Annotated in this window: 10 protein-coding genes; 9 read left to right on the top strand and 1 reads right to left on the bottom strand. The window is 67.9% G+C overall.

Features of this window, described 5'->3' with window-relative positions; genetic code table 11:
* The first annotated feature begins 404 nt into the window (after positions 1–404).
* The 3 genes from ACN5KJ_RS03955 to ACN5KJ_RS03945 all read left to right on the top strand — a co-directional run bounded on the left by ACN5KJ_RS03955 (position 405) and on the right by ACN5KJ_RS03945 (position 4,621).
* Positions 405–1,475, top strand: coding sequence for an AI-2E family transporter (locus ACN5KJ_RS03955; protein WP_418592146.1), 1,071 nt, complete (start codon positions 405–407; stop codon positions 1,473–1,475).
* Positions 1,472–2,158 (top strand): chromosomal replication initiator DnaA, encoded by a 687-nt coding sequence (locus tag ACN5KJ_RS03950; RefSeq protein WP_418592145.1) that lies wholly within the window; start codon positions 1,472–1,474, stop codon positions 2,156–2,158. The genes ACN5KJ_RS03955 and ACN5KJ_RS03950 overlap by 4 nt, the downstream gene beginning before the upstream one ends.
* A 288-nt stretch (positions 2,159–2,446) precedes the next feature.
* The gene (locus ACN5KJ_RS03945; RefSeq protein ID WP_418592144.1) at positions 2,447–4,621 is read left to right on the top strand and encodes an RNA degradosome polyphosphate kinase; all 2,175 of its coding nucleotides are present in this window, start codon (positions 2,447–2,449) and stop codon (positions 4,619–4,621) included.
* 404 nt (positions 4,622–5,025) lie between these two features.
* Here ACN5KJ_RS03945 and pyrH read toward each other — a convergent pair whose 3' ends face one another.
* Positions 5,026–5,760, bottom strand: coding sequence for a UMP kinase (gene pyrH / locus ACN5KJ_RS03940; protein WP_023850517.1), 735 nt, complete (start codon positions 5,758–5,760; stop codon positions 5,026–5,028).
* A gap of 114 nt (positions 5,761–5,874) precedes the next feature.
* Between pyrH and miaA the strand changes: the two genes are divergently transcribed.
* The 6 genes from miaA (at position 5,875) to ACN5KJ_RS03910 (ending at position 14,338) form a co-directional block, all read left to right on the top strand.
* Positions 5,875–6,774, top strand: a complete 900-nt coding sequence (gene miaA / locus ACN5KJ_RS03935; RefSeq protein WP_418592143.1) for a tRNA (adenosine(37)-N6)-dimethylallyltransferase MiaA — start codon at positions 5,875–5,877, stop codon at positions 6,772–6,774.
* Entirely contained in the window at positions 6,771–7,628 is an 858-nt protein-coding gene (locus tag ACN5KJ_RS03930) for a helix-turn-helix domain-containing protein (RefSeq protein ID WP_418592142.1), read from the top strand. Before miaA ends, ACN5KJ_RS03930 begins: the two co-directional genes overlap by 4 nt.
* A 222-nt stretch (positions 7,629–7,850) precedes the next feature.
* The gene (locus ACN5KJ_RS03925) at positions 7,851–9,524 is read left to right on the top strand and encodes an ABC transporter substrate-binding protein (protein ID WP_418592141.1); all 1,674 of its coding nucleotides are present in this window, start codon (positions 7,851–7,853) and stop codon (positions 9,522–9,524) included.
* A gap of 134 nt (positions 9,525–9,658) precedes the next feature.
* Positions 9,659–10,705 (top strand): ABC transporter permease, encoded by a 1,047-nt coding sequence (locus ACN5KJ_RS03920; protein ID WP_418592140.1) that lies wholly within the window; start codon positions 9,659–9,661, stop codon positions 10,703–10,705.
* Between the two features lie 10 nt (positions 10,706–10,715).
* Positions 10,716–12,158 carry an ABC transporter permease gene (locus tag ACN5KJ_RS03915; RefSeq protein WP_418592139.1) on the top strand — a complete coding sequence of 481 codons (1,443 nt, stop codon included), beginning with the start codon at positions 10,716–10,718 and terminating at the stop codon, positions 12,156–12,158.
* A gap of 95 nt (positions 12,159–12,253) precedes the next feature.
* Positions 12,254–14,338: a dipeptide ABC transporter ATP-binding protein gene (locus ACN5KJ_RS03910; protein ID WP_418592138.1), complete on the top strand. Its 2,085-nt coding sequence runs from the start codon at positions 12,254–12,256 to the stop codon at positions 14,336–14,338.
* The last annotated feature ends 15 nt before the right edge of the window (positions 14,339–14,353 follow it).

The raw sequence follows: 14,353 nt of genomic DNA, 5'->3' as shown, positions 1-14,353 counted from the left end.
CCCGGGCCCCCCCCCCCCCCCCCCCCCCCGATGCCCTGCCCGGCTGCCTGTCGGCTACGCCTCTCGGGGCAACAGCCTTGCGGCAGGGGCCTATGGCGGCGCGCGCAGAGGCGTCGGGGGCGCAAGGCGCGCCAAAGCTGCAGGCTCGGCTCTTCCGGACCCCGTCACGGCAAGGACCGGCGCGCCGCCGTGCGACCGGCGCGGCCCCGACAGGGCCATGCCCATCGGCGGGATGCGCCATGACACCGGCTGCCGCGCCGCCGCCACCCGGCTGGCCGGGCGCCCTGTGCGGTCTGTCGCGACAGGAAGCGACACCGACCTCTCGGAACAACTTTCCCTTTGCGCGGCGCGGTGATACGCGCAATCCTGCGCCAGACAGCGACCGGAAGCAGGAGAAAGGCAGCGTGGCTTTGCCAGTCAGGACTCAGCTCAAATACTGGGGCATCGCCGCCCTGATCTTTGCCGTCGTCCTCTGGTCGCTGGGCAATGTGCTTCTGCCGTTCATCCTTGGCGGCGCCATCGCCTATTGCCTTGATCCGGTGGCCGACTGGCTGGAGCGTCTGGGCCTGTCGCGCGCCGCCGCGACCGCCGTGATCACCGTGGTCACCATCCTGATCTTCGTCGTCATGGTGCTGGCGATCATCCCGACGCTGGTCAACCAGACGGTCTCGCTGTTCAATACCGCGCCACAGGTGTTCCGCGACCTGCAGGCCTTCCTGTCGGAGAAATTCCCCTCGGTCCTGACCGAGGGCAGCGTCGTGCGCGAAACCATCACCTCTGTCGGCACCGCGATCCGCGACAAGGGCGGAGAGCTGATGAACACCGCGCTGGCCTCGGTCGCCTCGCTGCTGAGCATCGTGACGCTGTTCGTCATCGTGCCGGTGGTGGCGGTCTACCTGCTGCTGGACTGGGACCGGATGGTGGCCAAGATCGATGCCATGATCCCGCTGGACCACCGCGCGACCGTGCGCCACCTCGCGCGGGAAATCGACCGCGTGCTGGCGGGCTTCATCCGGGGCATGGGGTCGGTCTGCATGATCCTTGGCGTCTATTACGCCGGGGCGCTCTGGCTGGTCGGGTTGCAGTTCGGGCTGGTGGTGGGCGTCGTGGCGGGGATGCTGACCTTTATTCCCTATGTCGGCGCCATCGTCGGCGGGGTGCTGGCCATCGGCCTCGCGCTGTTCCAATTCTGGGGCGACTGGGTCTGGATCATCGTGGTCTGGGCGATCTTCCAGTCCGGCCAGTTCATCGAAGGCAATGTGCTGACGCCGCGCCTGGTCGGCAACTCTGTCGGGCTGCACCCGGTGTGGCTGCTGCTGGCGCTGTCGGTCTTCGGCTCGCTCTTCGGTTTCGTGGGCCTGCTGGTGGCGGTGCCCGTCGCCGCCGCGCTGGGGGTCGTCGCGCGTTTTCTTGTGGATCGCTACAAGGGCAGCCGGCTGTACCTCGGGCTCGGGCAGGAGCACGACGAGCCATGAGCGGTCCAGAGCAGCTTCCCCTGCCCCTGCCTGCACTCGAGGCACTGGGGCGTGAGGACTTTTTCGTCAGCCCTGCCAATGCACTGGCCGTGGCGCAGGTCGAGGCCTGGCGCAACTGGCCGTCGCGCAAGATGGTGGTCTACGGCCCCGAAGGCAGCGGCAAGACGCATCTCGCGCATGTCTGGGCCTCGCTATCGGGCGCCCGGATCGTCGAAGCCAGGGCGCTGTCGGAAGACAGCGTGCCGGGGCTGGCCGAGGCACCGGCCTGCGTCGAGAACGTCGAGGCCATCGCCGGAAACGCCGCCTGCGAGCGGGCGCTCTTTCACCTGCACAACCTTTGCCTGGCGCAGGGCCACGCGCTGCTGATGACCGCGGCCCGCGAACCCGCGCGCTGGCGGCTGGGCCTGCCCGACCTGCAAAGCCGCGTGCAGGGCGCGCAGGCGGCACGGCTGTCCGAACCGGACGACCTGCTGCTGACCATGCTGCTGGCGAAACTGCTGTCCGACCACCAGACCCAGGTGCGGCCCGATGTCATCCCCTATCTCGTCAGCCACATGCCGCGCAGCTACCGCGCCGCCCGCGCGCTGGCCGAGGCGCTGAGCGCGGATTCGCTGGCGGCGAAGAAAGCGGTGTCCCGGCGCATGGCCGCAGAGGCCCTGGAGCGGCTGGGCCCCGGGCTCTGATCGCGGCGTAACGCCACGGGGCGCGGCGCCGCTGCCCCGGCACCCGGGCACGGGACCGGGCAGATCCGCAAGCGGCCCGCCCGCGACCCACCGGCCAGACAGGTATTTTTGCCAAGAAGAAACCCAGGGCGGGTCCCTGTCGGCGGCGGGTCGGGGGCCGGAACGGGCTTTCCGCGCGGCAGTCCCTTGGGGGCTTGCGGCGGGCCCACGGAACACGGCAGAGTGTGGGTGCCCGGGCGCGGCGTTCCGCGTCATGAAACCGTTGCACTTCATCCGCATAAGCCCCCCATGACTCAAGCCGATTTCCTCAAATCCCCGCTCCCGCCTGCCATCGACCTGCCGGATCTCGACCTGTCCGGACCCGGGCGCTTCTTCAACCGCGAGCTCAGCTGGCTGGGCTTCAACTGGCGTGTGCTGGAAGAGGCCGAGAACCCGCGCGTGCCGCTGCTGGAGCGGCTGCGCTTCGCCTCGATCTCGGCGGCGAACCTCGACGAGTTCTATACCGTCCGCGTCGCCGGCCTGCGCGAGCTGGCCCATGCGGGCAACACCGCCCCGGCCGCCGACGGGTTGACGCCGGCGGAACAGCTGGTGCTGATCGACGAGGATGCGCGCCGCCTGATGGCGCAGCAGCAGACGGTCTGGGGCGAGTTGCGCGCCCTGATGGTCGAACAGGGCATCCACGTGGTGCTGCGCAAGGACCTGACCGACGCCGACCGCGCCTATCTGAACGAGGCCTTCCTGAACCAGGTCTTTCCGGTGCTTTCGCCGCTGGCCATCGACCCGGCGCATCCCTTCCCCTTCATCGCCAACATGGGCTACTGCCTTGCCCTGCAGCTGGAGCGGATGCGCGACAAGCGCGCGTTGCAGGCGCTGCTGCCGGTGCCCGCGCAGATCGACCGCTTCATGCGCCTGCCCGCCGAGGACGGCACCCACCGCTTCATCCTGCTGGAAGACGTGATCCTGCTGCATATCGACAGCCTGTTTCCGGGCTATCGCAGCAAGGACCACTTCGGCTTCCGCGTGCTGCGCGACAGCGACCTGGAAGTCGAGGAAGAGGCCGAGGACCTGGTGCGCGAGTTCGAGGTGGCGCTGAAGCGCCGCCGTCGCGGCGAGGTGGTGCGGCTGACCGTCACCACCGGCGCCCCCAAGGCGCTGCGCAATATCGTCATGCGCGAGCTGCATGTCGAGCCGGAAGAGGTGATCGAGCTGGACGGCATGATCGGCCTTGCGGATACCAAGGAGCTGGTGATCGACCAGCGCCCCGACCTTCTGTGGCCCTTGTTCACCCCGCGCGTGCCCGAGCGCGTGCAGGACCACGACGGCAACATGTTCAAGGCCATCGCGCAGAAGGACATGCTGCTGCACCACCCCTACGAGACCTTCGACATGGTGGTCCGCTTCCTCAACCAGGCGGCGCAGGACCCGGACGTGGTGGCGATCAAGCAGACGCTCTACCGGACGTCGAAGAACTCTCCCATCGTCGAGGCGCTCTGCGAGGCCGCGGAGGACGGCAAGTCCGTCACCGCGCTGGTGGAACTGAAGGCGCGCTTCGACGAGGCCGCCAACATCCGCCAGTCGCGGCGGCTGGAACGGTCGGGCGCCCACGTCGTTTACGGCTTCCTCGACTGGAAGACCCATGCCAAGATTTCCTCGGTGGTGCGGCGCGAGGGCGACAAGCTGGTGACCTACACCCATTGGGGCACCGGCAACTACCACCCGATCACCGCGAAGATCTACACCGACCTCAGCTTCTTCACCTGCGATGCGGCGCTGGGGCGCGATGCGGCGAAGATCTTCAACTACCTGTCCGGCTACGCCATGCCGGAGGGGCTGGAGAACCTGCATATCTCGCCCCACGACCTGAAGTCCGGCATGATCGAGATGATCGAGGCCGAGATGGCGCATGCGGCCAAGGGCAAGCCCGCGCAGATCTGGATCAAGATGAACTCGCTGATCGAGCCCGACATGATCGACGCGCTTTACCGCGCCTCGCAGGCCGGGGTGCGGATCGACTGCGTGATCCGGGGCATCTGCGGGCTGCGTCCGGGCGTGAAGGGCCTGTCCGAGAACATCCGGGTGAAGAGCATCGTGGGCCGCTTCCTCGAACATTCGCGCATCGCCTGTTTCGGCAACGGCCACGGCCTGCCCCATGCCAAGGCGCGGGTCTTCATGTCCTCGGCGGACTGGATGGGCCGCAACCTGAACCGCCGGGTCGAGACCGGGGTGGAGATCATGAACGCCACCGTGAAGGCGCAGATCGTCAGCCAGATCATGGCCGCGAACCTTGCCGATACGGCGCAAAGCTGGGTCATGGAGCCCTCGGGCGCCTTCACCCGCCACCCCATGCCGGAGGGGGCCTTCTCTTTCAACTGCCACCGCTTCTTCATGGAAAACCCCTCGTTGTCGGGGCGGGGCACGGCGGGCGCATCGGATGTGCCGAAGCTGACCCACACAGAGGACTAGGCCCCGGGAGGGCGGGCCACGGCCCGCCCTGCACCGGGTGTTCATGGTCGTCAGCCGGAAACAGCGAAAGACCGCCGCGCCCTGTCGCTGCGGTCTTTTTTCTGCGTTCAAATGGCTGTCGAGCCGCCCGGATCCCTTGTCAGACCGTCTGTTCCGCAGGCACCTGGGACATCCCGCGCGTCGGAGACCGGGTCAAAGCTGTGCGGCTGGGTCGCGGCAGAGGGTTCAGGGCCGCGTCAGGCGGGCGCAGGCCTTCAGCGCAGTCTACGACGGCGACAAGCCCACCCGCACCGAGGCAGGTCTGCAGACCCAGACGGGCGCCCTGATGCCCTGCCCCAATGCCGCGCCGCAGGTCCTGCCGGGCCTGTTCCGGCAGCGGCCCGGCCTACCCGGGCCGACCGCCGTTACGCGTGGATGCGCGTGCAGGTGCCCTTGCCTTCGAGGATGCCGCGGAAACCGCCCGGTTCGTCCAGCGAGAAGACGATCAGCGGCATGTTGTTGTCCCGCGCCAGCGCGATCGCGGAGGCATCCATGACCTTGAGGTTCTTCGACAGCACCTCGTCGAAGGTGACCTCGTCGAAGCGCACCGCGTCCGCATGGGCGCGCGGGTCCTTGTCGTAGACGCCGTCGGTGCCGTTCTTGCCCATCAGGATCGCCTCGCAGGCCATCTCGTTGGCGCGCAGCGCGGCGGCGGTGTCGGTGGTGAAATAGGGGTTCCCGGTCCCGGCGGCGAAGATGCAGACGCGCTTCTTCTCCAGGTGGCGGACGGCGCGGCGGCGGATGTAGGGCTCTGCCACCTCGTCCATGCGGATCGCGCTGATCACCCGGGTGAAGACGCCCAGACCTTCCAGCGCCGACTGCATGGCCAGAGCGTTCATCACCGTGGCCAGCATGCCCATGTAATCGGCGGTCGTCCGTTCCATGCCCTGAGCCGACCCGGCGAGGCCCCGGAAGACGTTGCCGCCACCGATCACCATGCAGATCTCGACGCCGAGGGCATGCACCGCCTGCACCTCGCGGGCGATGCGCTCGACGGTCGGCGGATGCAGGCCGTAGCCCTCGGGGCCCATCAGAGCCTCGCCGGAAATCTTGAGCATGATGCGCTGGAAAGCGGCGGGTTGAATGGATGTGTCGCTCATGTTGCGCTCCGTCTTGGCCCGGGGGTAGGATTGCGGGCATATGTGGCCGAAAACCGCCCGCGCCGCAATGGTGCACGGAGGGTGAACACCGCCACCAGAGGGACCGAGGGCAGGATGAGCGACAGCACCGCGATCACCGCGCGCATTTCCGCGCTGGACCCGGCGCGCCCGGTGCTGATCGCCGGGCCGACCGCCAGCGGGAAATCGGCGCTGGCGCTGCGGATCGCCGAGACGCAGGGCGGCACGGTCGTCAATGCCGACGCGATACAGGTCTTCGGGGACTGGCGGGTGCTGACCGCCCGCCCCTCGGTCGCGGAAGAGGCGCGCGCGCCGCATGCGCTCTTCGGCCATGTCCCCGGCACGCAGGCCTACAGCGTCGGCGACTGGCTGCGCGATCTCGCGCCGCTTCTGCACGGCCCGCGCCCGATCATCGTGGGCGGCACCGGCCTGTATTTCACCGCGCTGACCGAGGGGCTGGCGCAGATCCCCCCCGTGCCGCCCGCGATCCGCGCCGAGGGCGAGGCGCTGCTGGCGGCCCATGGCCTGCCCGCGCTGCTGGCGGATCTCGATGCCCGGACCGCCGCGCGCATCGACCGCCAGAACCCCGCCCGCGTGGCCCGCGCCTGGGAAGTCCAGCGCGCCACCGGGCGCGGGCTGGCCGACTGGCAGGACGAGACGCCGCCGCCGCTGCTGCCCCTTCCCAAGGCGCAGCCGATCCTGCTTCATGCACCCAAGGACTGGCTGACGCCCCGGATCGAGACGCGCTTTCGCCAGATGATCGAGGACGGCGCCCTGGACGAAGCCCGAAACAACCGCCCCAGCTGGCGCCCCGACCTGCCTTCGGCCAAGGCCATCGGCGCGGCGGAGCTTATGGCCTATCTGGACGGCACCATGGATCTGGACCGGGTGATCGACCGCGCCACCATCCTGACCCGGCAATTCGCCAAGCGGCAGCGCACCTGGTTCCGGGCGCGGATGGGCAACTGGCCGCAGATCGACATGAGCACGCCATGAGCCGACCGGGCTTCCTGCGCAACCCGATGCCCCCGGCACCGGCCCGCGCCGGTGGCCCCGTCCGCAGCGGCTCTTTCGGCCCGGAATTGCAGGCCGCGCCGTGGAAATACACCCTGTCGCACGACCGCGAAGAGGATTGCCTGCTGTGGATCACCCGCGGACAGGGCCGCGTGACGATCAACGGCCTGCGGCGCGGCCTGTCCATGCATCACGCGATCTTCCTGCCCGCCGGGACGCTCTTTGCGCTGGATCTTCAACAGGGCACGCAGGCGCTTTATGTCCAATCGCCGCACGGGCTGGCGCCGCGCATGCCGCAAGAGCCGCTGCTCTTGCGCATCCGCGACGGGCTGGCGCAGGCCGAACTGACCGGAGAGATCGACGCCATGGCCCGCGAGACCCAGCGCGCGCGGTCGCTGATGGGCGATGCGCTGGAGGCGCGGCTGCAACTGGTCGCCATCTGGTTGCGCCGCCAGATCGAGGCCGGCGCCGCCGAGGCCCCGGAAGAGACCGCCGCCCTGCGGCTGGTCCGGCGCTACGCCCGCCTTGTCACCCGCGAATTCCGCAGCGCCGAGCCGATCGCCCATCATGCCGGGGTGCTGGGCGTCACGCCCACACATCTGTCGCGGGTCTGTCGCCAGTGCTGCGGCAAGACCGCCGCCGACCTGCTGACGGAACGGCGCCTGCATGCCGCCCGCGTTGCGCTGGAAAGCCCGCGCCCGCCGGTGCAGGAGATCGCGCGCGGCCTGGGCTTTGCCTCGCCGGCCTATTTCACCCGCTTCATCCAGAGCCACACCGGCCTCACCCCCAGCGCCCTGCGCGCGGGCGCCGCCCGCGCCTCGCCCCGGCGCGCGTAAAGGTCTTGTGACATTGTCCTTTGCCCCGTTGCCTTTCCGACGATGTCGCTTTTGAATGGTAACCATGTCGTATTTTGACCACGGAATGTCGAATTCGGGCTTTGACGCATCGACTTGCGGCATGCGCAATGCGATCAGCCCCTTCCGCCTCGCGGGTCCGGCGCGCCCGTGGCCAACCGTAACCGAGTTAACGACACCCATCCGTGTCACAGGGAGACCAAGATGACCGATACGCACAGCCAGGACCGGGTCCATCCCGCCGCCAAGCTTTATGCGCGCGAGTTCAGGGCAGGCCAGCTTGGCCGCCGCGAGTTCCTGGCCCGCAGCACGGCGCTTGGGCTGACGGCGGGCGCGGCCTACATGCTGGGCGGTCTGTCCCAGCCGGCCCGCGCGCAGGGCGCCATGCAGGAGGGCGGCACCATCCGCCTGCAATGCGAGGTGCGCGCCCACAAGGACACGCGCACCTACGACTGGACGCAGATGGCCTATGTCACCCACGGCACGCTGGAATACCTCGTCGAGTACAACTCTGACGGGACCTTCCGCGGCATGCTTCTGGAAAGCTGGGAGGTGAACGACGACGCCACCGAATACACGCTGAAGGTGCGCCCGGGCATCACCTGGTCGAACGGCGATCCCTTCACCGCCGAGGACGTGGCCCGCAATGTCACCCGCTGGTGCGACGGTTCGGTCGAGGGCAATTCCATGGCCGCGCGCATGGCATCGCTGATCGACGACCAGACCGGCAAGGCGGCAGAGGGCGCGATCACCGTGGTCGACGACATGACCGTGGCGCTGGTCTGCAAGCAGCCCGATATCACCATCGTTGCGGGCTTCGCCGATTATCCCGCCCCGGTCGTGCATTCCAGCTACGACCCGAACGCCGACCTGTCGGAGCTGGTCGGCACCGGCCCCATGGACATCGTACAGATGGACGTCGGCGTGAAAGCGGTGCTGCAGAAATCCGACCGCCCGTGGTGGGGCAACGAAGCCTTCGAGGAAGGCGGCTGGTACATCGACACGTTGGAAATCATCGACTACGGGCAGGACCCGGCGGCCTGGGTCGCGGCGGCGGAATCCGAAGAAATCGATGTCTTCTACGAGACCGTGGGCGATTTCATCGACATCATGGATGCCATCGGCTGGCAGAACTCCGAGGTGGCGACCGGCTCGACCATCGTGATCCGTCCGAACCAGCTGGCCACCGACGCCGAGGGCAACACGCCCTATGCCGACAAGCGCGTGCGGCAGGCGCTGGCCATGGCGGTCGACAACGCGATCTGTCTGGAACTGGGCTATGCCGACCGGGGCACGGTGGCCGAGAACCACCACGTCGGGCCGATCCACCCGGAATACGACCCATCCGTCGGGCGGCTGCCCCATGACCCGGCCCGCGCCATGGAGCTGATGACCGAGGCCGGCATGGCCGATTACGAGCACGAATTGCAGTCCATCGACGACGACTGGCGCAAGAACACCACCGACGCGGTGGCGGCGCAGCTGCGCGACGCGGGCTTCAAGGTGCGCCGGACGATCCTGCCCGGCTCGACCTTCTGGAACGACTGGACGAAATACGCCTTCAGCTCGACCAACTGGAACCACCGCCCGCTGGCCGTGCAGATCCTTGCGCTGGCCTACAAGTCCGGCGAGGCCTGGAACGAGTTCGGCTTTGCCAACCAGGAATTCGACGCCCTGCTGGCCGAGGCCTCATCCATCGCCGACGCCGACAAGCGCCGCGCGGTCATGGGCAAGCTTCAGGCCATCCTGATCGAGGAAGGCGTGACGATCCAGCCCTACTGGCGGTCGCTCTACCGCCATTCGGCAGAGGGCATCCTGGGCGCAGAGCAGCACATCGCCTACCTGCCGCAGGTCTACAAGTGGGGCCTTGCCGCCTGACGGATCCGCTGACGCTCGACCGGGCCGTTTCCTGACCGGGGCGGCCCGTTTCGCAACAGCGCGCCCCGAAGTGGGGTGCCAGCAAGGGCGGGGCGGCGATGCACCCCCTGCCCGGCCAGCCCTGAGAGGCCCATATGGGATTGTTCATACTCAGGCGGATCGGCGTCATGCTGCTGACCGCCCTCTGCCTGACTTTTCTGGTTTTCTACCTGACCAACCTTTACCCGAACCTTGAAAAGCTCGCCAAGACGCAGGGCAATTTCCGCATGTCGGACGAGGCGGTGGCATCCTGGCTGGACAAGGGCGGCTACCTGCAACCGACGCCGGTGAAATACGCCGAGTGGCTGGGGCTGGTGCCCTCCTACCGCCACACCGACGCCGAGGGCAACGTGACGGGCCGCTGCATCGAACCGGGCATGAGCGCCGAAGAGGCGCCGACCTACTGCGGCGTGTTGCAGGGCTACTGGGGCTGGTCGACGGTCTTCCGGGACCCGGTGGCCGAAATCATCGGCACGCGGCTGTCGCTGACCGGCGTGCTGATGTTCTGGGTGATGATGCTGATGGTGCCCGGCGCGCTGATCATCGGCGTGCTGGCGGGCATGAAAGAGGGCTCTCCGCTGGACCGGTCCCTGTCGACCGTGTCGATCACCACGACGGCGACGCCGGAATATGTCTCGGGCGTGCTCTTCATCGCGGTCTTCGCATCTTCCGCCGTCGGGCTGAAGTGGTTCAAGGGCACCGCGACCAGCGCCATGGACGGCCCGACCTTCGAGAACTTCTTCCTGCCGGTGCTGACCATCGCGCTTTTCGGCATGGGCTATATCGCGCGGATGACGAGGGCCGCCATGGCCGAGGTCATGACCGCGCAGTACATCCGCACCGCGCGGCTGAAGGGCGTTTCCTTCCGCAATATCGTGTTGAAGCACGCGCTCAGGAACGCCCTTATCGCCCCCTTCACCGTCATCATGCTGCAATTCCCGTGGCTGCTGAACGGCGTGGTGATCGTCGAGACCCTGTTCAACTACAAGGGCTTCGGCTGGACGCTGGTGCAGGCGGCCTCCAACAACGACATCGAGCTGCTGCTGGGCGTCTCGGTGGTCTCTGTCAACGTCGTGCTGGTGACGCAGCTGATTTCCGACATCGGCTATGTCTACCTGAACCCCCGCATCAGCGTGACCTGAGGAGGGCGTGATGGAAGACCTTACATGGACAGGCTGGCTGGGCACGGTGCTGGACCCGGTGCTTTATGTGCTGGTGCCGGTCTTCGCCGCCTCGCTGGTGGCGCGCATCCTGCTGTCGTGGTTCGAACCCGATCCCGGCATCCGCAGCAACCCCGACGGCACGCTCATGGCGACGGGCGGCCTGCGCGGCCTCTCGGCGCGGGTGTCGAACCGGATCGGGCTGGCGCTGCTGGCCCTCGTGATGGCCTACCTCTTGGGCGGCGTGGTGCTGGGCGCGGATGCGGGCATTGTCGGCGCCATCAGCCAGCGCTTCACGCCGGTCTGGATCGCGCTGGCGCTGACCTTCGGCCTGTCGATCACCTACAAACGGCGGCTGGGGCTGTACGGCAAGCTTTTCGACTCGACCATCGGCATGATCGGCTTCGGCCTCGTGATGTTCTGGGTCTACACAGCCCTCTTCACCGGGCTCTTCGACCTGATCGCCACGCATCCGCCGCTGGACCAGGTCTCTGGCATGAAGAACAAGGTCCCCGGCACGCCCCTGCGCGGCGCGGAAGAGGGTGAATACCCGTGGTACCTGCTGGGCGGCGACAACCTTGCCCGCGACGTCTTCAGCCGTGTGGTCAAGGGGGCGGTCGTGGTGATCCAGATCGCGCCGCTGGCGACGCTCTTCGCCTTCATGGTGGGCATCACGCTGGGCCTGCCCGCGGGCTACTACGGCGGCAGGCTGGACCTGTTCCTGTCCTTCCTCGCCAACCTCATCCTCGCCTTCCCGGTGATCCTGCTGTTCTACCTGCTGGTCACGCCCGAGATCGTGGCAACCGGGTTGCCGCAATATATGGCGGTGGTGCTGTTTGCCTTCCCCATCGTCTTCGCGGGCGTCCTCATCCATGCGCTCTATCGCACACAGCCGTCGAAGGACCGGCTGTGGCTGGCGCTGGTGCTGGGGCCGATGGCGCTGGTCTACCTGTCGGTGATCAATCAGCCGGGATCGCGGATCGCCTTCTGGCCGCTGGATTTCTTCGACGTGCCGCCGGGGATCCTGGTGGTCTTCGTCTCGGTGGTCTTCGTGAATGCGCCGACGGTCTTCCGCATCGTCCGGGGGCTGGCGATGGACATCAAGACCCGCGACTATGTCGCCGCCGCCCAGACCCGGGGCGAGCGCCCGTGGTACATCATGCTGTGGGAGATCCTGCCCAATGCGCGCGGGCCGCTGATCGTCGATTTCTGCCTGCGCATCGGCTACACCACGATCCTTCTGGGCACGCTGGGGTTCTTCGGGCTGGGGCTGCCGCCCGAGAGCCCGGACTGGGGATCGACGATCAACGACGGGCGCAAGCTCTTGTCGATCTACCTGCACCCCGCGCTGCCGCCGGCCTTCGCGCTCTTGTCGCTGGTGCTGGGGCTGAACCTGCTGGCGGACGGGCTGCGGGAAGAGACGTTGCGCGATTGACCCCGGACGGACCGGGGGCCAGCCCCCGGACCCCGAGGTATTTCAGGACCAAAGAAGCAGGGGCGCGCCCCTGCCGGAGACGAGGGATGACGGGAATGACAGAGGCGTATGACGGGCCGATCCTTGAAATCGAGGACCTGTCGATTTCCTTCTTCACGCGGCTGCGCGAGATCCCGGCAGTGATGGATTTTTCCGTCACGGTCATGCCTGGCGAGGCGGTGGGGCTGGTGGGCGAGAGCGGCTGCGGCAAGTCCACCGTGGCGCTTGGGGTCATGCAGGATCTTGGGCGGAACGGGCGGGTCGTGGGTGGATCGATCCGGTTCAAGGGGCGCGATCTGGGCGCGATGAGCGCGGAAGAGCTGCAGCGGCTGCGCGGGTCGGAGATCGCGATGATCTACCAGGAGCCCATGGCCTCGCTGAACCCGGCCATGAAGATCGGCAGGCAGCTGATGGAGGTGCCGATGATCCATGCGGGCGCCTCGGAGAAGGAGGCCCATGACCGGGCGCTGCAGATGGTCACGGACGTCAAGCTGCCGGATCCCCGGCGCATTCTCGACAGCTATCCGCACCAGCTGTCGGGCGGCCAGCAGCAGCGCATCGTCATCGCCCTGGCGCTGATGGCGGAACCCGCGCTTCTGATCCTCGACGAGCCGACCACGGCGCTGGACGTGACCGTCGAGGCGGCGGTGGTGGAGCTGGTCAAGGAGCTGGGCCGGAAATACGGCACCTCGATGCTGTTCATCAGCCACAACCTGGGTCTGGTGCTGGAGACCTGCGACCGCATCTGCGTGATGTACTCCGGCGAGGCGGTGGAGACCGGCGCCATCGGCGATGTCTTCGACCGGATGCGCCACCCCTATACGCAGGCGCTGTTCCGCTCGATCCCGCTGCCCGGGGCGGACAAGGCGGCGCGGCCGCTGGTGGCGATCCCGGGCAACTTCCCCCTGCCCCACGAGCGCCCCGACGGCTGCAACTTCGGCCCGCGCTGCGCCTATTTCCAGCCCGGGCGCTGCGATGCGGTGAAGCGGGTGCCGATGGAGATGGTACCGGGCGGCGCGCGCCACCGCTCGCGCTGCCTGCGGCTTCACGACATCGACTGGGAGGCGCCGCCGCAGGCCGTTTCGGTCAAGGAGAAGGCGCAGCCCGGGCCTGTGGTGCTGAAGTTCGACCGGCTGAAGAAATACTACGAGGTCGCGGCCAATGCGCTGCTTGGCTCGGGCGCGCGCCGGGTGGTGAAGGCCAACGAGACGCTCAGCTTCGAGGCACGCGAAAGCGAGACGCTGGCCATCGTGGGGGAAAGCGGGTGCGGCAAGTCGACCCTCGCCAAGGTGCTGATGGGGCTGGAGACGGCCACCGCGGGCGCCATCGTGCTGGACAACCGCGAGATCCAGTCGACGCCCATCGAAAGGCGCGACACCCGGACCGTGGCCGATGTGCAGATGGTCTTTCAGAACCCCTTCGACACGCTCAACCCCTCGATGACCGTGGGCCGCCAGATCACCCGGGCGCTGGAGATCTTCGGCGCGGGCCGCGATGATGCCGAGCGGCGCGAGAGGATGCTGCACCTGCTGGATCTGGTGAAGCTGCCGCGCGCCTTTGCCGAGCGCATGCCGCGCCAGCTTTCGGGCGGGCAGAAGCAGCGGGTCGGCATCGCGCGGGCCTTTGCCGGCGGCGCGCGGATCGTGGTGGCGGACGAACCGGTCTCGGCGCTGGATGTCTCGGTGCAGGCCGCCGTCACCGACCTTCTGATGGAGATCCAGCGCGCCCAGAAGACCACGCTGCTGTTCATCTCGCACGACCTGTCCATCGTGCGCTATCTCAGCGACCGGGTCATGGTCATGTACCTTGGCCATGTGGTCGAACTGGGCGAGACCGAGCAGGTCTTCGCGCCGCCCTACCACCCCTACACCCAGGCGCTGCTGTCCGCCGTGCCGATCGCCGACACCCGGGTGGAAAAGCAGCACATCGTGCTTGAGGGCGACATCCCCTCGGCCATGAACCCGCCGCCGGGCTGCCCCTTCCAGACACGCTGCCGTTGGAAGGCCCGCGTGCCGGACAACCTGTGCGAGCGCGAGGTGCCCCCCCTGCGGCAGATGGCCCAGGGGCATCAGGTAAAATGCCACCTTTCCGAAGAGGAATTTGCTAGCATGGAGCCGGTGATCCGGATCGCCGCCGAATAACGGCGCCCGGGCCGA

It is taken from the genome of Ponticoccus sp. (in: a-proteobacteria) (assembly GCF_048381735.1).
Note: the sequence above shows the minus strand (reverse complement) of the source record. Positions and strands in the feature narration are given on the sequence as shown.

Excerpts from the sequence above, each read along its gene's own strand:
- ACN5KJ_RS03920 (WP_418592140.1), top strand. The coding sequence starts at position 9,659 with ATGGGATTGTTCATACTCAGGCGGATCGGCGTCATGCTGCTGACCGCC.
- pyrH (WP_023850517.1), bottom strand. The coding sequence starts at position 5,760 with ATGAGCGACACATCCATTCAACCCGCCGCTTTCCAGCGCATCATGCTC.
- ACN5KJ_RS03925 (WP_418592141.1), top strand. The coding sequence starts at position 7,851 with ATGACCGATACGCACAGCCAGGACCGGGTCCATCCCGCCGCCAAGCTT.
- miaA (WP_418592143.1), top strand. The coding sequence starts at position 5,875 with ATGAGCGACAGCACCGCGATCACCGCGCGCATTTCCGCGCTGGACCCG.
- ACN5KJ_RS03910 (WP_418592138.1), top strand. The coding sequence starts at position 12,254 with ATGACAGAGGCGTATGACGGGCCGATCCTTGAAATCGAGGACCTGTCG.
- ACN5KJ_RS03945 (WP_418592144.1), top strand. The coding sequence starts at position 2,447 with ATGACTCAAGCCGATTTCCTCAAATCCCCGCTCCCGCCTGCCATCGAC.
- ACN5KJ_RS03915 (WP_418592139.1), top strand. The coding sequence starts at position 10,716 with ATGGAAGACCTTACATGGACAGGCTGGCTGGGCACGGTGCTGGACCCG.
- ACN5KJ_RS03950 (WP_418592145.1), top strand. The coding sequence starts at position 1,472 with ATGAGCGGTCCAGAGCAGCTTCCCCTGCCCCTGCCTGCACTCGAGGCA.
- ACN5KJ_RS03930 (WP_418592142.1), top strand. The coding sequence starts at position 6,771 with ATGAGCCGACCGGGCTTCCTGCGCAACCCGATGCCCCCGGCACCGGCC.